The organism is Sphingobacterium spiritivorum, from assembly GCF_016725325.1.
GTDB lineage: Bacteria > Bacteroidota > Bacteroidia > Sphingobacteriales > Sphingobacteriaceae > Sphingobacterium.
Map to the genome: position 1 here is coordinate 5038633 of NZ_CP068083.1, position 20268 is coordinate 5058900.

Annotated in this window: 23 protein-coding genes; 11 read left to right on the plus strand and 12 right to left on the minus strand. The window is 40.6% G+C overall.

Annotated features, from left to right (window positions below):
• Position 1: 1 nt before the first annotated feature.
• Together I6J02_RS21230 and I6J02_RS21235 are read right to left on the minus strand one after the other, a co-directional pair.
• The gene (locus tag I6J02_RS21230) at positions 2-748 is read right to left on the minus strand and encodes a DUF3667 domain-containing protein (RefSeq protein WP_201679751.1); all 747 of its coding nucleotides are present in this window, start codon (positions 746-748) and stop codon (positions 2-4) included.
• Positions 749-761: 13 nt separating this feature from the next.
• A complete protein-coding gene (locus tag I6J02_RS21235; RefSeq protein ID WP_201679752.1) occupies positions 762-1010 on the minus strand; it encodes a hypothetical protein in 249 nt (82 codons plus the stop codon).
• A 265-nt stretch (positions 1011-1275) separates the two neighbouring features.
• On the opposite strand from I6J02_RS21235, the gene I6J02_RS21240 reads away from it, so the two are divergent.
• From I6J02_RS21240 to I6J02_RS21255, 4 genes are all read left to right on the plus strand, one after another.
• The gene (locus I6J02_RS21240; protein ID WP_236582222.1) at positions 1276-1635 is read left to right on the plus strand and encodes a helix-turn-helix domain-containing protein; all 360 of its coding nucleotides are present in this window, start codon (positions 1276-1278) and stop codon (positions 1633-1635) included.
• Positions 1636-1721: 86 nt separating this feature from the next.
• Positions 1722-2477: an SDR family oxidoreductase gene (locus I6J02_RS21245; RefSeq protein WP_201679754.1), complete on the plus strand. Its 756-nt coding sequence runs from the start codon at positions 1722-1724 to the stop codon at positions 2475-2477.
• A 173-nt stretch (positions 2478-2650) separates the two neighbouring features.
• On the plus strand, positions 2651-3082 hold the full coding sequence (locus tag I6J02_RS21250) for a hypothetical protein (protein ID WP_201679755.1): 432 nt from the start codon (positions 2651-2653) through the stop codon (positions 3080-3082).
• 69 nt (positions 3083-3151) lie between these two features.
• Positions 3152-3670, plus strand: a complete 519-nt coding sequence (locus I6J02_RS21255; RefSeq protein ID WP_201679756.1) for a DinB family protein — start codon at positions 3152-3154, stop codon at positions 3668-3670.
• Between the two features lie 72 nt (positions 3671-3742).
• Here I6J02_RS21255 and I6J02_RS21260 read toward each other — a convergent pair whose 3' ends face one another.
• The 3 genes from I6J02_RS21260 to I6J02_RS21270 form a co-directional block, all read right to left on the minus strand.
• Entirely contained in the window at positions 3743-4246 is a 504-nt protein-coding gene (locus I6J02_RS21260; protein WP_201679757.1) for a hypothetical protein, read from the minus strand.
• 106 nt (positions 4247-4352) lie between these two features.
• Positions 4353-5102 carry a DeoR/GlpR family DNA-binding transcription regulator gene (locus I6J02_RS21265; protein WP_201679758.1) on the minus strand — a complete coding sequence of 250 codons (750 nt, stop codon included), beginning with the start codon at positions 5100-5102 and terminating at the stop codon, positions 4353-4355.
• 32 nt (positions 5103-5134) lie between these two features.
• On the minus strand, positions 5135-5524 hold the full coding sequence (locus I6J02_RS21270; protein WP_201679759.1) for a VOC family protein: 390 nt from the start codon (positions 5522-5524) through the stop codon (positions 5135-5137).
• Positions 5525-5616: 92 nt separating this feature from the next.
• Between I6J02_RS21270 and I6J02_RS21275 the strand changes: the two genes are divergently transcribed.
• Positions 5617-6798: an MFS transporter gene (locus I6J02_RS21275; RefSeq protein WP_236582223.1), complete on the plus strand. Its 1182-nt coding sequence runs from the start codon at positions 5617-5619 to the stop codon at positions 6796-6798.
• Here I6J02_RS21275 and I6J02_RS21965 read toward each other — a convergent pair.
• Positions 6693-6929, minus strand: coding sequence for a PTPA-CTERM sorting domain-containing protein (locus I6J02_RS21965; RefSeq protein ID WP_411028012.1), 237 nt, complete (start codon positions 6927-6929; stop codon positions 6693-6695). The two genes, I6J02_RS21275 and I6J02_RS21965, sit on opposite strands and share 106 nt — an antisense overlap.
• Positions 6829-8793 carry an ATP-binding protein gene (locus tag I6J02_RS21280; RefSeq protein WP_201679760.1) on the minus strand — a complete coding sequence of 655 codons (1965 nt, stop codon included), beginning with the start codon at positions 8791-8793 and terminating at the stop codon, positions 6829-6831. The genes I6J02_RS21965 and I6J02_RS21280 overlap by 101 nt, the downstream gene beginning before the upstream one ends.
• Positions 8794-9083: 290 nt before the next feature.
• On the opposite strand from I6J02_RS21280, the gene I6J02_RS21285 reads away from it, so the two are divergent.
• Positions 9084-12245: a sugar-binding domain-containing protein gene (locus tag I6J02_RS21285; RefSeq protein ID WP_201679761.1), complete on the plus strand. Its 3162-nt coding sequence runs from the start codon at positions 9084-9086 to the stop codon at positions 12243-12245.
• Between the two features lie 195 nt (positions 12246-12440).
• Here I6J02_RS21285 and I6J02_RS21290 read toward each other — a convergent pair whose 3' ends face one another.
• The gene (locus I6J02_RS21290) at positions 12441-13418 is read right to left on the minus strand and encodes a Gfo/Idh/MocA family protein (protein WP_201679762.1); all 978 of its coding nucleotides are present in this window, start codon (positions 13416-13418) and stop codon (positions 12441-12443) included.
• A gap of 63 nt (positions 13419-13481) precedes the next feature.
• Complete coding sequence (locus tag I6J02_RS21295; protein ID WP_201679763.1) at positions 13482-14084, minus strand: hypothetical protein; 603 nt, start codon at positions 14082-14084, stop codon at positions 13482-13484.
• 211 nt (positions 14085-14295) lie between these two features.
• Between I6J02_RS21295 and I6J02_RS21300 the strand changes: the two genes are divergently transcribed.
• The 4 genes from I6J02_RS21300 to I6J02_RS21315 all read left to right on the plus strand — a co-directional run bounded on the left by I6J02_RS21300 (position 14296) and on the right by I6J02_RS21315 (position 17536).
• Complete coding sequence (locus I6J02_RS21300; protein WP_201679764.1) at positions 14296-15564, plus strand: ATP-binding protein; 1269 nt, start codon at positions 14296-14298, stop codon at positions 15562-15564.
• Between the two features lie 115 nt (positions 15565-15679).
• Complete coding sequence (locus I6J02_RS21305; protein WP_201679765.1) at positions 15680-16063, plus strand: VOC family protein; 384 nt, start codon at positions 15680-15682, stop codon at positions 16061-16063.
• Positions 16064-16080: 17 nt separating this feature from the next.
• A complete protein-coding gene (locus I6J02_RS21310; protein WP_201679766.1) occupies positions 16081-16956 on the plus strand; it encodes a helix-turn-helix domain-containing protein in 876 nt (291 codons plus the stop codon).
• 85 nt (positions 16957-17041) lie between these two features.
• Positions 17042-17536 (plus strand): VOC family protein, encoded by a 495-nt coding sequence (locus I6J02_RS21315; protein WP_201679767.1) that lies wholly within the window; start codon positions 17042-17044, stop codon positions 17534-17536.
• Between the two features lie 652 nt (positions 17537-18188).
• Here the strand turns inward: I6J02_RS21315 and I6J02_RS21320 are convergent.
• On the minus strand, positions 18189-18644 hold the full coding sequence (locus tag I6J02_RS21320; RefSeq protein WP_236582224.1) for a hypothetical protein: 456 nt from the start codon (positions 18642-18644) through the stop codon (positions 18189-18191).
• 198 nt (positions 18645-18842) lie between these two features.
• Here I6J02_RS21320 and I6J02_RS21325 point away from each other — a divergent pair, with 198 nt between their 5' ends.
• Positions 18843-19100, plus strand: a complete 258-nt coding sequence (locus tag I6J02_RS21325; protein ID WP_201679769.1) for a hypothetical protein — start codon at positions 18843-18845, stop codon at positions 19098-19100.
• Between the two features lie 7 nt (positions 19101-19107).
• Here the strand turns inward: I6J02_RS21325 and I6J02_RS21330 are convergent, their stop codons facing one another.
• Together I6J02_RS21330 and I6J02_RS21335 are read right to left on the minus strand one after the other, a co-directional pair.
• Complete coding sequence (locus I6J02_RS21330; RefSeq protein WP_201679770.1) at positions 19108-19653, minus strand: GNAT family N-acetyltransferase; 546 nt, start codon at positions 19651-19653, stop codon at positions 19108-19110.
• A 104-nt stretch (positions 19654-19757) separates the two neighbouring features.
• Positions 19758-20213, minus strand: coding sequence for a DUF5004 domain-containing protein (locus I6J02_RS21335; protein WP_201679771.1), 456 nt, complete (start codon positions 20211-20213; stop codon positions 19758-19760).
• Between the last annotated feature and the right edge of the window lie 55 nt (positions 20214-20268).

Here is a 20268-nt window from a genome sequence, read left to right on the forward strand (position 1 = left end):
TCTACTTGAACCGGCTTATTATACCCCATATTATACCAAAAACCATAGAAAGCAACACATAGGACACCGGAATCATTATACTTCTTATGATTATCCCTCTCCTGGAATATCCGGATTCCGAAAAAAACTGATAATACACCCACACCGTATAAATCAACATGGATATACTGAGAACAGTATAATATAAAAAGAAAAGTACTGTTTTGTCGGTATAGAAAACGGTAAGAATTGTAAATAGCAAACCGATAACTAACTCGGCCGCAGATTTATATGAATTCAAAACCAAATGCTCGGAGTAATTGAATTTAGCTTTCCGAAACCATAAAAAACTAAACAAGGAATATAACGGAATCGTAACTAACGGAACGAGCTTAGGATATTTAGTTAAAATCCTCTCAATCGGTCCTGTTGCTTCACGGCTCTGCTCCGGCATCAGATCACTTAATTTGATATCTGAATAATGTCCGATAATCCCTGACACCGCCACGACGATCAGTATAAGGGTGACAAAACTAAAATAACCAACCCGCTTCCCTAGTATATACTCTCTTATACTGTGACCCGGACGGGTAAATAATTCCTTAATAGTAAACAAAATTCCCCTGTCCACATGCCATACACCATGAACCAGATCATGTTCAAAAAAATGTTTGAGAGAATATCGGTGTGTACTGCTCTTCTGCCCACAGCTTTTACAGTAATTTCCGACTATTTCATCGTGACAATTCAGGCAATTCTTTTCTATCATTTGGTTTGTAATTCTATGTAATTGATCTGTTTTTAATCTCGGTATTCAACACTTTCAATACGCTGACCATCGGAATAAGTGTTACTGGTAACGCCGCAACAGGAATAAATAATTTCAGAGATGATATATATAAGTAGACATATACAGCCATACCCAACATAGCAATCCACACTATTACAGCTCCGATAAGGATACCCTTTATAAGATTTTTTCTATAGGTTAATCTTTCAATGCTTAATTCCTTCAGGTTACTTTTCAGCATTTTCTTATTGGCAATAATGGTTAATATACATCTTCTTCGTATAGATCAGGTAATAATAAAGGCAATTTTACAGATAATGTATGATACTATGATGTATATAGCTTATCTGTATTTTTCAATAAATTCAAATCAAACTGAACTACCCTTTATTAGCCCACAAAAATATAGTACTGATCTGAATTATACAATAAGACTGGGTAGAATACGCTTACAATTATTTAACTTTAGTATCAGTAGATTCACATATATGACAAAGATCCGGAAAATGATAACAAAAAGAGGTGAAGAAATCACCATGAAATACTTTGATTTTTTAGATCATCATGTCGATGATGTCATCAGTGGACGTACAGACGAATTTATGGAGCTCAATGAGATCGCAAGCGCATTAGCGGTATCACACAAGCACCTTACAGATACCATCCAGAAGGAAAAAGGAAATCACCCCTGTCATTTCTATGATGAAAAGATCATCGAAAAAGCAAAGGCATTATTGACCGGAACCACACTCCCGATAGCACATATAGCAATGAAAATGACATACGATCCTTCCAATTTTTCTAAATTCTTCAAAAAATGGACGGGCATGACTCCCGGAGATTTCCGTAATTCAAGCACAAAGTAAGTGTCAACCCAAAACTTCCGAAAAGTTCACCATATCACTCTGATTTTGATTGCAGAACTTTGCCATACAAACAAATTAAAAATCTTATGGCAAGAAATGATTTAAAAGGAAAAGTAGTATTAATCGCAGGCGGAGGTAAAAACCTTGGGGGACTGTTGAGTAGGAATTTCGCTAGTCAGGGAGCAAAAATAGCCATCCACTTTAATAGCGAAAGCACAAAAGCGGAGGCAGAAAAAACCTTAGCTGATATTGAAAATGCCGGAGGAGAAGCATTTTTATTTCAGGCAGATCTGACACATGTAGAAAACATCAAAAAACTCTTTGAAGCAACTATTTCAAAATTCGGGGGTATTGATATTGCTGTCAACACCATTGGAATGGTATTAAAAAAACCATTTCTGGAGACAACCGAAGAAGAATACGACACGATGTTTGATATCAATTCCAAAGTCGCCTATTTCTTTATACAGGAAGCAGGTAAAACATTAAACAATAATGGAAAGATATGTACAATAGTGACCTCTCTTCTGGCGGCCTATACAGGATTGTACTCCACATATGCGGGCGCTAAAGCACCTGTTGAACATTTTACAAGAATGGCTTCCAAGGAATTTGGAGAGCGTGGTATTTCTGTCACGGCAGTAGGTCCCGGTCCGATGGACACACCTTTCTTCTATGGTCAGGAATCTGCAGATGCCGTTACGTATCACAAATCTGCCTCTGCTCTTGGAGGACTGACAGATATCAAAGACATTGCGCCACTGATCCAGTTTCTGGTTACAGAAGGCTGGTGGATCACAGGTCAGACCATTTTTGCAAATGGGGGTTATACCACGCGTTAAGTACACAGGAAACCATAGACAGTAGCATAAGGCTATTTGTCTATGGTTTTTCACTTCGCCACACTAGCTCACTTATAACCTTACGGACTATGGAATTTTAAAAAAGGGCGATATTTTAGTAAACTTTATCCATTGTCGGCTGTTTCTAATCTTACACATCAATTACCTTGACCATGAGAAACAGAAAGACATCGGCGATCCGACATGTTGCCCGTATTGCATTAGGACTATTTCTTTTATTTGCAGGTATCGGTCACCTGAGTTTTGCCCGACTGGAATTTCGGGCACAAGTGCCGCCATGGGTTCCGATGGATGTAGATATGGTTGTCATTCTGTCCGGAATTGCAGAGATTGGACTTGCCTTACTGATCCTTATCTGGGGACAGCGTAAAAACTGGATTCCCTGGTTTGTGGCTCTGTTCTTTATTGCTGTTTTTCCAGGTAATGTAGCACAATACACGGAACAAAGGGACGCTTTCGGACTAAATACAGACGGACTACGGCTTTTTCGGTTATTTATGCAACCCGTACTTATTATCTGGGCACTATGGAGTATGGATGCTTTTCAAAAAAGAAAACATAATTTACGAAGACAATACAAATAAGAAACACAGGAGTTCGAATGCCTTAATGTGCAAAAATAATTACTAACTTATGGTATATTACAGATCAATATGAAAAAGGCAACAGAACCTGAAGTGTGGATGCGGGGGCCGGTTGCCGGCGTACCGGGATTATTGCAACCAGTCGCACATGCACTTCTACAGGCACAGGAAGATATCACCAATGCTGTAAAAGGTATAGATCAGCATCATCTCTGGCAACGACCATCCGGAGCGGCTTCTATAGGATTTCACTTACAGCATATCCGCGGAGTTATAGACCGTATGTTTACATATGCTTTGGACCTCCCGCTTTCTGAACAGCAACTGAGCTACCTGTCGAAGGAGGGTCTGGTAGATCCGACTGTAACTGTAGAAAGCCTGTTACTTCAGCTGGAAACACAACTGCAAGCCGCTATTTCTCAATTGTGCAATACAGATACCAATCAGCTCACTGCGACCCGTTACCTGGGCCGTAAGCGTATACCTACTACTTTAACAGGACTGCTTTTCCATGCAGCTGAACATACTCAACGGCATACCGGGCAACTACTCGTAACGGCAAGGATACTGACATGTCCGCCCTTTTAGTTCAGTTCAAAAAGCACTCTGTGCAGAAGAAATATGTTTGCGCTGCATGTACAGCAATTTTAAATACAGTGATCAGGATTGCTTATTGAACCTGACTTCTCCCTGATATTGTTTATCTACTAGAATCATGAGTACAGGGTGCACGGTATAAGACTGCTTACCTGCCTCTTTAACTGTATAATCCAGTACAATATGATCCCCAACCTGCTTCAATGTCGAAGCCGATATCGTGGTAGCGGTATCCGTTACAGTACCGATCACGGCTAACACATAGACCTTAGCGAAATCGATAGATGTAGGTGTTCCATCCTCTCCCATCACTGCTGCCATACCAAAAATACGGTCAAACTCTTCCTGTGAAGTGATTTTCAACTCTTCCGGTTTGCTGTTCGTATAGGTATTTTTAACAAAGTAATGTTCAGCTTCTGTAAACGGAATGTCCGCTATTTTTTCAGACAACACATTTTCGCTGGTATCTGCTGCATTTTTACTGCTGTTGTCCTGATTTGTATTTGATTGACATGAAACCGCCAGAAAACCGGCCGAAAGTGTGAACAAAAAGATTCTTTTAATCATAATTATTTCTCATTAACAGGTAAATATCCGGTAGCATCTGCTACATTTTGAATCTAAAATAGGAATAAAAACCGGATAGACTGCGGTAAAAATCATTTCTGATTTCTTAAACAAGCTGAATTCCTGATCCTCTGAAATCATCCAGCCGTTTATCATCACTTGCGACATCCGTTATCAACATACCCACTTCCGACACATCACATACTTTAAAAGGATATGTACTGTTCAGTTTATCAGTATGACTCACAACAATTTGTTGCAGAGAAGACTTCAACATTGCTTGTTTAACATCACCTTCTTCTTTTGTAGCTACCGTAATACCGTATTGATACTGAATAGCACAGGCACCCATCAGATAAAGATCAGCCACATAGGAACCGACTTCCTGACAGGTTAGCAGTCCGGTATTTGTTTGCGTCTCGCGATTGTATGTTCCGCCCAGTACTATAATTTCTACTCCTTTGTACATAGACAACACAGGAACTAACGCCTGATTATTAGTAATCACTCTGAAATTCGCATGCACAGGCAAATGGGCAGCAATTTCACAGATAGTTGTACCTCCATCCATAAAAATCGTTTGTCCGGATTTGATAAACGGCTGTGTTTTCAATGCAATGATCTCCTTTTCTGTAGTAAAATAAGACCTTCGGTCTTGAAAGTTAAGCGGATTTTTAGCTGGCAATATAGCTCCTCCCCGCACTTTTACCAGTAGTCCACGATCGGACAGTATATCTATATCTCGTCTGATGGTATCTTCCGAAACTGACAGATCAGCAGAAAGCGGAGCATACCCCACTTTTCCGGAATCCCTCAGTACAGTCAGTATATGATCAAAACGTTCTTCTTTTAGCATAATGTAAAAAATTACAGATTAAAAATTTCACTTCAGGCTGCGATAAGCTCCAGATGATTACCCTCCGGATCCAGTACCACACTCTCATAATATCCGTCTCCGGTAGTGCGAGGTTCACTATAAATCGTAAATCCGTCTCTGCGCAATCTTTCTGTCATGCTATCCACATCTTCCTTACTTCCTACAGTAATCGCAAAATGTGTAAGCCCTTCGATAATCCCTCTGTATTGAGCAGGAAAGATATCCGGCCTGTTCATCAGTTCCAGACGGGTACCACCTTCAGAAAATTGAAGAAAATACGCCATGTATTGCTTCTTCTCATTTATATATTTCTCTTCTGCCACAGCAGCAAAATATTCTATATAGAAGTTTTTCATTCTTTCCAGATCAGCTACCCACAGCGCCAGATGTTCTATTTTCATGGTAAATACCTATTATATTTTCAGACAACCTATTAATTATTTTGCAATTTTATGAAAATTTGCATTTATTTGCAAAACAAAATTATCAAATAATGGAATTGAAACTCAAAACAACACAGGCCATCACCGCAACCAAAGCTATTTTCTTAGTTTGTGGGCTGGCAATTTCCAGTTGGGCGCCCATGGTTCCTTATGCCAAAGACAGATTGGGAATCAATGATGCCGATCTGGGAATTTTACTTTTGCTTTTGGGTGCGGGAGCTATTGCGATGATGCCTGTTAGCGGAATATTATCTCACAAATATGGTACACGCCGGGTTATACTTGTAGCGGCACTGGCTACAGCTTTTATACTTCCCTTACTTCTGGTTATTAGCTCGACGATATGGATGGGCGTTACTTTATTTCTTTTCGGAGGAGCACTTGGCACCGTGGATGTAGCCATGAATGCACATGGTGTACAGGTACAGAACAGTGCAGAAAAGCCAATTATGTCTTCCCTCCACGGACTTTTCAGTGTCGGTGGATTGTTGGGGTCTTTAGGGCTAGGCTTTCTGATTAAGATGGGGCTCCCTCCTGTCACTGCAATTGTTGCTATATGCCTTTTACTGATCGGTATTATATCCTGGAATTTCAGATTTTTATTTGATATGCATACCGAAAAGGAATTGATTGCAAAATTTGCGACTGCACCTGACGAAGAAAAAAAGACAGGTATATCCTGGCTACAGGCGAGTATTCTGTTTTTAGGGCTGATGTGTTTTATTACTTTTCTTTCTGAGGGAGCGATGTTAGACTGGAGTGCCATATTTCTTCGGGAAAATAAAGGTGTAGCACCGGAGCTTGCAGGCATTGGTTACGCAGCGTTTTCTGTAGCTATGGCAACCATGCGTCTTTTAGGCGACCGTATTGTTACCCGATTAGACGGAAAGACTGTGGTTGTAGGCGGTTCAGTGATTGCTGCTGCAGGGATTTTCATTGCTGTAGCTACCTCCTGGCTTCCGCTTACATTATTCGGATTTATACTTTTGGGAATAGGAGCTGCGAATATTGTCCCTGTATTCTTTAGTGAAGGCGGACGTATCCGCAATGTCCCGGCCACGATTGCAATACCGGTTATCAGCACCATGGGATATGCCGGTCAGCTGGCTGGACCGGCTATGTTGGGTTATATCTCTTTCCGTTTTTCCATAGATACGGCCTTTTTGCTGATTGCCTCCCTGATGCTTCTCGTAGCACTGACATACGGATTGCGAAAGACATCTAAAACCTGAGGAATCCCTGTGTATCTGTAAATCTTCCGCTTATCTGAGATCTGTAAGAGGGATGTGAATATAAAATATACTTCCGAAGCCCTCCTGACTGCGGACAGAAATAGACCAGCCCATCCGGGCAGCAAAGTCATCACATAACAAGAGTCCCAGACCCGTACCTTTTTCTTCCCAGGTGCCGGGATGGCTTTTTTTCGTGGAGATACTCTTCAGACTAAGCAGTTGTTCTTCGTTCATTCCGACTCCTTCATCTTTCACATAAATCTGTAGTTCTGTATCTGAGCGTTCGGCTCCGATAGTGATCGGACGACCTGTAAAACTAAATTTAATGGCATTACTGATCAGATTACGGATAATAAATTCAAAACGTTTTTTATCTCCCTGTACAATCAATGTGTCCGGTATATGATTGAGTACAGACAAGCTCTTCATGGTGATCCTTTCCTGAAAAACCAATTGACCGGATTGCACGATTTCCCGGACTTCAAGAGGGACCAGCCGAAGCTCTTCACTGGACATTTGCCCTGCAGACCAGACTAACAATTCATCCAGCATTGTAGATGCAATATTTACTTCATGCCCGATTTTGAGCAATGAACTTCGGATATCTTCTGGTGGAATCTCCGCTATCTTAGAAAAAGATAACAAGGATTGAAAAGTACTGATAGGTGCACGCAAATCATGTGAAACCACCGAAAATATACGTGACCTGAACCGTTCAGCTGCTACCAATGATCGATGTTGCTCCTTAATCATCTCTGTCTGCTGCTGTATTTCTTCATTTGCCTTAAGCAATCTTTCTCTCTCTTCATTTAACAAATGATTTTTCCGCCTTATCAACACAAACAGCATCGCCAGTATCAGTACGATAGCTCCTGTAGCCACCCACAGTATCTTGATCCGGTTGGCTTCCTGCTCTATACTTCGATTCTCCAGCAGCAGATTTTTATTCTCCAGATCTTTTTTCTCGCTTTCATATTTTTCACGAAGTTCTTCCCTCACTTTGAGGCGCTGCAGACCAGCCTCTTCTTCACTCACGCGCAGCAGACTATCTTTATCCGTTAACAAGACTGAAGTATCTTTCTCTTTTACAGCTTTCGCAATTTTCTCAAAATCAGTACTGAATTCATCATTCAGATAATCCAGTCCACTCTCCCGGATCAGTTTTTTAATACGGGCAACCTCCTGTGTAGCCTCATCAAACAAACCTTGCTTCACCAGAATATTAGCACGGTTAATACGTGCATACGAACCGGCCACCTTATCTTTTGTCTTATCTGTAAGTGCTACTGCGAGATCTGTGTATTTTTTACTGAGATCCAGCTTATCATCCTTCAGATAGACGTAACTCAATAAGATATATGTATTTGAAAGATCCTGATCAGGCACATTCTTCTTTGCAAATTGTATTGTTTTCAGGAGATACTGCACCGCCTGCTTAATCGTCTCAGGCTCCCCGTTATCCAAAGCATCCTGGCTGTAGATATTCGAAATATTATTATACAGATTCCCGATAGACTGATTATCATTAATCTGTTCGGCCAGTTTCAGGCTCTCCTGATAATAACGTAAAGCCTGCTTGGTATCCCGGCTTTTATTAAATACGTTTCCGATATTCATAAAAGCACGCACCATTCCCTTCTTATCTCCTTTTGCTTCCCGGAGTTTTAAAACCTTAAAGTGAGTTTCAATACTCTTATCATACTCATTCAGTTTCAGATATATAACACCACTAAGGTTCAGAAAGTCGAGATCCAGATCTTTTAATTTCCGCTCTTTTGTAAGCTGCATACCATTATTTACCCATTCCTGAGCACGTTTGGCATCTTGAAGATATGTTGTAGAAGCCAGCTTGTAATAATAAACTGCCTTTAAAGAATCTGATGGTTCTTTATCAATCTTAGCCAGAATGCTGTCAGCTGCTGTTTGCTGTGCAAGTAAAGAACATGGAGTCAAAAACAGAACAAACCAGGACAAAAAATAAAACAAAAGTTTCATGAAGAAAGAATTGGACGCATAACAGACGTCAGTTTTTATAGGTAATAGGTAACAATGCAGTACAAATGTATAAATACGATTGGTAAAAAAGAAATTTCAATAAAAGGTATACAACAATGTTAGAAAAGCAGACTGCTATACCTCTGTTCGAGATTCGAAAGGCTTCATTTAAAGGTAAATCAACTCCAACATATACTGTCATAAAAATATTACCGTTACGAAAACGTTTAAGTGAACAACAGGGGTAAATGCTTACAGGATAAGTACAGGTTGATTATATATATTTGAAAATGACAACCAAAATCAACCTCTTCATTCTACTTTTTATTCTTTTTATAACAAATCCCTTACAGGCTCAGGAAAATGCTGTTTCCGGTTCGGATCAGCAGACTATCTCGCTAGCCGGTCAATGGGGTATCGCACTCGACATAAATGATGAGGGCATTCATAAAAAATGGTTTACAGGGACCTTACGCGATCAGATTACACTTCCCGGGACAACAGATATTGCCGGATACGGGATTCCGGATCAGTCTCCGTGGATCAATTACCTGCAACGAAAACATAAGTATATTGGTGTCACCTGGTATCAGAAAAAGATTGTAATACCGCAGCACTGGAACGCCTATCAGGTAGAATTGCTGTTAGAACGGGTCAAATGGCAAAGCCGGGTATGGATAGACGGCAAAGAGGTCGGAGCTCCGCAGGATGGTCTTGTCACATCGCATATGCATACTCTCGGGCAATTATCTCCGGGAGAGCATATACTTACCGTACGGGTGGATAATCGCATGATACACCCAATAGGTGACAAAGGCCATAATTATACAGAACAGACGGAAAGTATATGGAATGGTATCGTGGGCCAAATAGCATTAGTGCGCAAAAACATAATCACGGCAAAAAGAATACGACTGTTTCCGGATTATAAGAAGAAAACAGTTACTGCAGAAATTGATCTGTATAACCCCACCGGAAAAGAGGCTGCTGCCGAGCTTTATCTCTCTTTACAGGACAAACAACACTTACGGATCGGACAAGTCAAACATAAACAGCAAATCGGAACAGACAGTCTTGCCCGCATAAAAATCACTATTCCGGTAGACAACATCGCTTTATGGAGTGAATTTCAACAACCGCTATATACCGCACAGGGGTACATAACTGTACATGGACAGCAGGAGCAGATCGCCCCTGTTACGTTCTCCTTTCGTGATATCAATACCACGAGTCATAAGATACTGATCAATAATATACCTACATTCATCAGAGGAAATCAGGAAGCATTAGGCTATCCGCCTACAGGTTACCCTCCTACAGATGTAGAAACCTGGCGTAAAATATTCAGTATATACAAACAATATAATCTCAACCAGGTAAGATTTCATTCAAGCTGTCCTCCTGAAGCAGCTTTTCAGGCTGCAGATGAACTGGGGATTTATATTATGGTGGAACTGGTGTGGATGACTTCCATCAATGCAAAACCCGATATTCGTCCTATCAGTGCCACGATGGGGGTACCTCAGGGATTAGGAAATAATGACCGCAGTATAGATGATTTTGTGTACAGAGAAACCCGCAGATTGCTGGATCAGTACGGCAATCACCCATCCTTCTGCTTTTTTGCATTCGGTAATGAAATGGACAATCTGAACAAAGAAAAAATTGACAGATGGGTAGAAGAATTTAAAACGGATGATCCCCGTCGTCTGTATGCCGGAACAACGGCCAGAATGATTTTGCCTCATGACGATTTTCAGGATTCTCATCTTGTACCCGGAAAAGGTGCAGTAGTCAATAAGGCCGGAAACCCTTCCACCCTCACCAACTACGATTCAGCGTATTATCACAGTAAGGTTCCGGTCATTGCACATGAACTCGGCCAGTTTCCGGTTTACCCTGTCTGGTCCGAAATAAAAAAATATGACAGCACCGTATTCAGGTTTATAAATCTGGAACGCAGTCTGGCCCTGGCAAAAGAAAATCAGATCGATCATCAGGACGAAACCTTCAGAAAAGCTTCAGGCCACCTACAGCAGGTATTATATAAAGAAGAAATAGAAAGACAGTTTTCATCCCGATACAGTGCCGGATTCAACCTGCTTCAGATGAATGATTATACCGGACAGGGAGAAGCCTTAGTCGGCTGGCTGGATGCCTTCTATGACAGCAAAGGAATCACGACTCCAGCCCTCTTTAGCCGCTTCTGCAATAGTGTAGTAGCGCTCGCAGCTTTTCCTAAAAGGGTCTTCACAAATACCGAACAACTTCCGGTAGAATTCAAAATTGCCAATTACAAAGGTTCCTCTTTACATACAGAATGGCATTGGCAACTGGGAAAAACCGGACAGCCTGCCATTCGTTCAGGTAAGATCAGAAAACAATCTGTATCTAACGGCACGGTAACTTCCGTTGGAAAAGCCGTAATAGATTTTCCAAAAATAAATACGGCAGAGGTATATACGTTGCGTCTTTACAGCAAAGACAGCATCATACAAAACAGCTGGGACTTTTGGGTATATCCTGAAAGGGAAATTAACACTGTAGGTTCTGCAATCATAAGTACTTCTATAGAAGAGACACTTACTTTGGCAGAGAAAGGAAATAATGTACTTTTCCTCGCACATAAGGCCGGTTTTGCTTCTCAAAAGAATTTTTCGGCATTTGTACCTGTATTCTGGTCCACTATATTTTTTCCGGGGGCCGGCACGCAAACATTAGGTGCATCTATAGCCAATACTCATCCGGCCATGGCACTTTTCCCTTCCGGTGAGGCGCTAGACTGGCAATGGCAGGACCTGTGTAACCATTCCCGAGGAACTGTTCTGGATGGAGAAGCCTTATCCATTTCTCCTATTGTACAACCGATAGATGACTTCCATAACAATAAAAAACTGGCCGCTATCTATGAAATCAGGTATGGAAATGGCAGGATACTGATTTGTGGGTATGATCTTGAAAACGAGCTGGACAGACGCCCTGCTGCACGTCAGCTAAGATCGAGTCTGCTCCACTATATGAATTCAGATAAATTCGACCCGCAACAAACATTAAGCAAGAGCTGGTTAATCCACAAATACACTCCGGTAGAAGAGAAACAGGAAGAGAAACCTGGTAAAACGGATGCTTCTTCTGAAATGATCGTAAAAATGCCTTCCGAAACCAGATTCAGAAAAATTTCAGCTCAGAAATACGAGATTATCAGCACCACGCTTGCATTGGGTACTATCCGCATAAAAGGTGCTGACACCACATACCCCTTCACCTATGAAGTATGGATAAACGGGCGGAAAGCAACGCTTACAGAAGATGGCGCAGGATGGATAAAGACCACATATTTCAGGGAAGATTTTGAAGACAAAAAACTGATTATAGAATTCAGACCAACAAAAGAATCGAAACCTTTTGAGCTGAAAGGCATAGAAATGAATCCAGATGCCAATGCCTCCTGAAAAACAACTTCATCCAGAAGTTCTGTAACACAAGACCGTTATCCTCCAATCGTGGATAAGGGTCTTGTGTACATCTTTAAGCGTATTTTATTTTGAAAGGCTGAACTAAATTCCAACTTTCGTTCATGGATGTTTATTTGAGGAATCAGTATACGTATCCGGAAAACTGACAGTATATTCCGGAGACTTCCGAATTCAATGTCCGGTAAAACTATCCATTACCTGCATGACAGCCAAGCCTTCAGCTGCACTGCAGGGATTTGTACCCGCACCACCGAAATAGTTGACAACTTCTTCAATCATAGGTTGCTGTACATGAGGTAAAAGCGCAAATTCAAACTCTTGCTCCCCATCCGTGTTGGATAACCGTATAATACGCTGATCAAAAAATGAAAAAGAGATACGTCCTTCTGAACCTATGATTTCGCATTCGTCCCGGTCCTCGTATGCATTAAAAGCCCATGTCCCCTGAAACATGACATCACTTTCAAATAAGATTTGTCCCGATACCATATCATGTGCCGGATATACTTTGGCCTGGTTGTGAGAGATACCGGTGCTTGTCACTACCTTACCGAAAAAATAATACATCAGATCGATCTGATGGGGCGCAATATCATGAAACAAACCTCCTCCGGATTGTTCCGGATCTATCCGCCACTGTATTTTAGGCTGTTCTAACTGCTCTGCTGTAAGAATCTTCTGATAATAATTTACCGAAGCCAGTCTGACGGTGCCAATAGCTCCTTCCTTTAATAATTCTTTTATTTTTCTGAAATAAGGCTGAGCACGGCGGTAATGAGCAATGACCAGTTTGCGTCCGTATAACTGTTGAGCCTGCACCAGCTTTTCCGCTTCCGTACTGTTTAATGCCATAGGTTTTTCGACATATACATCTTTTCCGGCTTCCATAGCTGCTATGGCATATGCCACATGTGAATCCGGAGGAGTAGCAATATATACAGCATTCACATCCTTGTCTTCTATCAGCGACGGACCATCCGTGTACCATCTGGATACACCATGTCTTTCGGCATAATCCTTAACTTTTTCTTCATTTCTTCGCATCACAGCGATCAGATCCGAATTTGCAACCTTCTTAAATGCAGGTCCGCTTTTGACCTCCGTGACATCCCCCGCTCCGATCATACCCCAGTTGATCTGTATTGCCATTTGCTTTATTTTTTGAATGAATTTCCGCAGATAATATTTAAATCCCTCTACCCTCCGAACTGATTACCAATTGGGAGGCGTAAAAGTATCTTTCACCGGCACAAATATATAGTATGCCTTATAATAATCCGTATAATACTTATCCCTGATCTGCCCTCCTCCATCTATGGTAGAAGATACCTGTATCAATGTATCTTTTTTAACCGTAAAATAAGTATAATTAAATTGTGCCAAAGGTGTATTCATACGTTGTACGACTAACCTCTCTCCTTCTGTTCTGTAATAACTCTGAAAAAGTGTACGGCTCTTTTTTATCATCTGATCTTCGATGCTGTTATTAAAAGCATCTGCATACGTACCTTTACGGAGTAGGGTATCATCCAGATCCAGCACCATATTCACCTGACCTGTGGGATAAAATTTATAAATTTCTCTTTCCTTAGCTGCCACAGATCTTTTGCTGTCACGCTGACTGGTCCATATTTCCTGCAGGACATACACTCCGTCAGTACGCAACATAGAGGTGTCGCTCAACTGAAAGTCCGGCTGGTAAAAAGAATAGTCTTTCTTTTGATAAAATTTATTCGAATTACAGGCCACAAACGCTGCACACATCGATGCTACGACTAGTGCAGTGATACTTCTCCGGGAATATAAAAGGTTCATATACGCAAGTATTTAATGCAATAACAATTTGACGGAGCGTAAGTTTGCAGCTATGACATAAGCTCACTATACTGTCCGACATGAAAATACGGCTTATTGTACAATCTTCCCTTATGATCGTCCATATTTTTACGATCAGCTCCTTAAAAAGCAAAAGATGATAAACATTTAAAGTTTTCTTACATTCGTATATTGATATAATTTCCCCGAAATGAAGAACAAAGCCAACGTCACAAATGCCAGTATTGATTCAGCAGGACTTCCAAAAGATTATCGTCAGGCCATTGCCGAGTATATCTGGAATGGATTTGATGCCAAAGCGACACATGTCAATCTGTATGCCGAAGCCAATGAACTGGGACATATTCAGCGTATAGTCATTGAAGACAACGGCGAAGGGATTCCTTTGGAAACCCTGAATATTTCTTTCGGAAATTTCCTGGATTCCCTTAAAAAGAAAAATATTCAACGATCCTCTTACACCAGGGGTAAAAAAGGAAAAGGTCGTTTTTCTTTTTCGTTGTTTGCGACCCGCGCAACCTGGCACACCGTTTATCTTCATGAAGGAAGTCTTCTGGAATACAGTATTGTTATAGAACGTAATCAGAAAGATGAATATGAAGATATTAATAAAGTCATTTCTAAAGCCACCCATACCGGCACAAAAGTTATTCTGGAAGGTGTATTCGGCATCACCGCAGCACAACTGAGCAGCGCTGAGTTTAATACGTTTCTGGCTCAGGAATTTGGCTGGTTTTTATTGTTGAATAAAGATCTGGGATTCAATCTTTCGATCTCAGACGAACCGCTGGCCTATGAGCAGCTAATCTTAGAAAAAGATGCCGTTGTATGGACTATAGCCGATCATCAGGAACAGGTATATCCATTCCGGATCAACTACATCCGTTGGGGAGACAGCATAGGTGACCGTTACTATTATTATTTTCTGAATAAGGACAAAGTAGAGATTGCAAAAGAACTGACCAGCTACAATAATAATGCGATAGATTTTCATCATAGTGTATATATTGAATCTCCGTTTTTTGATTCCTTTGAACGGGAATCCTTAGCCGACGGCGAACAGGATAATCTTTTCAGTCAGCTCAATCATCATATTGTATATCGCAAACTAAACAGTGACCTGAAGGAATTTCTCTATCGGAAACAAAAGAAATATATCAAAGAAAAGGCAGCCGCTACCTATCTGGCAGATATAGAGCAAAAGGCTGTGCTTCCTGTATTTTCCAGTGCGGAACAGGATAAAAAACAAGACTTGTTGCATGTGATCAAAGAACTCTACTGTATACAACCCAAAATATTCATGGGTATAAAGACAGAAACTGAAAAAACATTAATTGGGTTACTACACTTACTCCTGTCCACCCCGCAACGTGATAATATATTGCCCCTTATGGAACAATTAGCTCCTCTTACAGAAGAGGAACGCAGCCTGTTGAGCAAGGTATTAAAACTGAATTAGAACAATAAAAAATCCGGTAATAAAGACTTTTCTAAGACATTAGATCAGATAAGGATCTTTATATTTAAATTCTTTTTAATACAAGTTTATTAACACATTTTAATTGCAGTATACTATGTCTTCCAATCCGGTTGTTTATTTTGAAATTCCCGCTACTGATCTGCACCGTGCACGTACTTTCTACGAAGCCGTATTCGGTTTTGAGTTTGAAATGGATAATATTGATCACAATGAAATGGCTATCTTTCCTTTTAAAGAGGAAGAAAAGGGAATATCCGGAGCTTTGGCAAAAGGAGATATCTATCAACCCACTCTGACAGGGATTCTGATCTATTTTTATACACAAGATATTACAGAAACACTAAATACTGCTGTTCAAAATGGTGCAGAAATACTTTATCCGGTGACCTCTAATGGTCAGTGGGGTTTTGTCGCCGAATTTAAAGATACCGAAGGCAACAGAATAGGACTACATCAGGCTCTTACCCAGGAGGGATAATATAATATCCATGCCCTATGCTACTCACCATTAGTTACTTTTCAGAAAAATACAGCCGTATCAAAGATGCCGTATTGCTAAAGCCTTCAGAATTTGCTTTTGTGCAGCTCTGTTCTTTATCTGAAGAACTTGTGACCAGCCGGAATAATTTTCATATGATTATACTTGGTATAGAAGGGCAAGGTAACGCAACCGTAGCCCAGCATCAGTTTAAAATCAGACCATCATCCATCACTATAATTCCGCCGGAAACTCTTTACAGCCTGCAAGATTACAGCACTGATTTTCAGGCCTGTGTTTTTATATTTGAAAGCAATTTTATAAAAAAAGGGTTCGTCAGAAGCGAAGTCATGGATGAACTTTTATATATCAACCCGGACTACCCTCCCGTTTTTGATCTGCCCGAAGCCGATTTCAATGACAGCATGTACAAGATGAGCCGAATACAGCATGAAATCAGCTTACAGTCCCCTTTCTTCCCGGATATTGTCCGGCTATATGCACTACAGCTACTCTATGATTACAATCGTATCTGCGAGATCTGTTTATTAAATTCAGGTACCGGAGTCAACAGGCCTTTTCAGATTCTGTACGCATTCAGAAGACTGGTCGAGCAGCATTTCAAAGAATGGAAAACCGTGAAAGATTATGCTGAAACCTTACATATTTCTCCCAAATACCTGAGTGAATGTGTCAAAGCACAACTCGGTGTACCGGCTATACACATTATTCAACAGCGGATTATCCTGGAATCTGAACTTCTGCTCAATTATGGCACTCTGAGTATCAAAGAAATTGCAGAGGAGCTGCATTTTGATACCGCCTCTCATTTTTCCAGATATTTCAAAACGGCAAAAGGTATTTCCCCAACAGAATTTCGCCAAAAACCGTAAAACTGATACGTCAAACCGTAGTATCGATATTGTACGACAGACCTCAACGCACGACTTTTGTATTGTTATCAAATACAATACATTTATGAAAAAAGTAATATTAACTTATCTCATTCTTACACCTCTTCTTAGTACTATGATAAAGACTTCTGCCTATGCCCAATCCTCGACATCTGCAAAATCAGAAATGAAAGCAGTACAATTCCGGATCGCAAGACCGACCAACAATTTAAAAGAAGTCGTCAGATTCTACACGGAAGGTTTAGGTTTGCCGCAGTTAGGGTCATTTAACGGACACGAAGGATATGATGGTGTAATGCTGGGCCTACCGGACAGCAGGCATCATCTCGAATTCACACAATATGCAGATCCTGTTTCATTGCCCGCTCCTACCAAGGAAAATCTATTGGTGCTGTATTATGATCGTCCGGAACAATATGAAGCTGCTAATAAAAGGTTACAGAACATGAATATTATACCTGTAGCACCTGAAAATCCGTATTGGATAGATAAAAGTAAAACCTATGAAGATCCCGATGGCTGGCGGGTTGTTTTATTCAACGGAATATACACACCATAGCTATTTGGCTATTAAAGGCACAAGCAACAACGGTTAAACCCAGATAATTCTCTCCTTTCCAAGGAGAGATGCCCAAAGGGCAGAGAGGTTAAAACATGAAACGAAAAAGGGACAAGCAATATCCTTTGTACTAGAACAGCAACAACGGTTAAACTAGATAATTCTCTCCTTTCCAAGGAGAGATGCCCACAGGGCAGAGAGGTTAGAACATAGAACAAAAAAGGCACAAGCAACATCTTTGCGCCAGATAAGCAACAACGGTTAAACCCAGATAATTCTCTCCTTTCCAAGGAGAGATGCCCACAGGGCAGAGAGGTTAGAACATAGAACAAAAAAGGCACAAGCAACATCTTTGCGCCAGATAAGCAACAACGGTTAAACCCAGATAATTCTCTCCTTTCCAAGGAGAGATGCCCACAAGGGCAGAGAGGTTAGGACATGAAACGAAAAAGGCACAAGCAATATCCTTGCGCCAGAGAAGCAACAACGGTTAAACCCAGATAATTCTCTCCTTTCCAAGGAGAGATGCCCACAGGGCAGAGAGGTTAGAACATAGAACAAAAAAGGCACAAGCAACATCTTTGCGCCAGATAAGCAACAACGGTTAAATAAGTATTACGGACGCCGAAACAACTATATCTTTTATCCTCATTTATTTTTTTACCAAAGGCATTTCAGAGAGAAACTGAAGTTTTTCCGGCTCTTTAAAAACCATTTTACCATCCCGTTCTTCAATATCCCCATACCCTTCGATTACCGTATCTCCTTTAAACTTAAAAGCGACCTGACGCACAGAAGTTGTACCCTCAGACTGAAATACATAATCTGCCAGCAACAGGCTGTCCGTCAATACGCCCTCAATGCTTCCGGTATTGCGATCTTTTTCCTTAATCTGGTAAGCCAGTTCACCTGTCACCTTACCTTCCAGATTTGTCAGTTGAAGCACTATAGTATCACCGTTATTCTGATAGCTGTACGTTACAGGTACAGGATTACTTTCCGTATTAATACTATCCTGAGTGGAGTCAGAACGTCCTGAAGACTGACAGGATACAAGTAATATTCCGGATGTCAGGATTAAAATTCCTTTTAAAATAGATCTGTTCATACTGTTGTTTTTCATTTGATAACCACCTTTGCACTCTTTTAAAGTAAGCTCTCAGCTAAGAAAGTAACAACAGACAACACATGTTGTTTCAAAAAACTTTCATTAGCGGTCTGGGATTATCTCCCTTTTTATATTTTTTATTCGGCCTGTGTATCGTATTCCCTTTCCTATTCGTTCTGTTATCAAATCAAATACGATATGAAACCTATACTTTACCTATCCTTTATCTGCCTGTTAAGCAGTTGCAATGCCGTTAAGCAAAATACATCGAACCCCAAAGAACTCATCAGAGACTGTCCCGAAGAAAAGATCACCAACAAAATGCCCGGCCCGGCTGTAAAAGGAGAAAAAGAAAAAAGCTATTATATCTACAAAGGCAAACGCAAAGAAATAAGTGACTTTGATGCAGCATGGATTTCCCAAAACTGTGAGGTCAAAGAAACAGTCGTCTATTAATCGTACTTCAGGAATTACCCGAGGCGGACAGCCAGGACTCTTTAGTAATCTGATAAACGACATTTGTACGGGATGGTTCGCCATAATAAGCAACCTCCCGCTTACCCTGACTTACTCCCCCGATTCGCTCAACGGCAGTCTGAGAACGGATATTATCTGCTCCGACATGCAGATATACCGTATCTACATATTGGAAAATATAATCCAGCATCATCTTTTTGACCGCAGGATTAATTCCTTTACCCCAATATTTCGTTGCGTAAAAAGTATAGCCGATCAGAATACTGCTAGCTTCTTCGTCATAATCATAGAAGCGTGTACTTCCGATGATCTCTCCTGTCTGCTTATCTACAATTTTGAAAGCCCCCTTACTGTTTACAGCACCTTCAAAGAACAACTGAAAAACCTCTCTCTTCCATCGATCCTTATTAGGATGCTGTTCCCATATTTTTTCATCTGAAGCAGCTGCATATAGCGGTTCAAAATCAGTTTCGGATAAAGGGACTAAGGCCACATAGTCATTTTCTAGAAGGGGGTGAAGAGAAAAGTTCATAGTTATAAGCGAAAAAGTATCATCAATCAGTATCAAAAATAAGAGATTTTAAACCGATCCAATTACTTTCTTTCAAAAAATAAGACCGGATATTTCGGTCTCTGTTATCTTATCCGGATATAACTTTCAATAATCTCGTGATCAACATTTAATTCCGGAATATGTTCAATTCCTTTCTGAATCAGTGTATCTCCTTTCATCGTCAGCGTAAAATCAAAACTTTTACCTTCCCAATCCCGCAGACTGCAATACTGCAGGTTCTCCCGATACTGGTCTCCTTTCAAAATATATTTACCTGATCCGCTTACAAAGAAAGCTGTACTGTCTTTACCTTTACTCTTGTCATGATTGAAAAAAGCAAAATCTGTATCATTAAACATCTTAATCATCTCCGTTTTACTGGTATCCGTAAAGGCGACAGTAGTATCTTTTTCTTTTATTGTCTTACTTTCGATTAATTTCCAGCTTCCAGAAAGGGTATTTATTTTTTCTTCCGGTGCATGCGTACAAGAGGCCAATATGCAAAGTGCAATCAGCGGACTAATAAAGATTGTTTTCATAAGGTTGATGTTACTGGTTAGTGTGCTAAAGATACTATTTTTTATTATCTCTCAG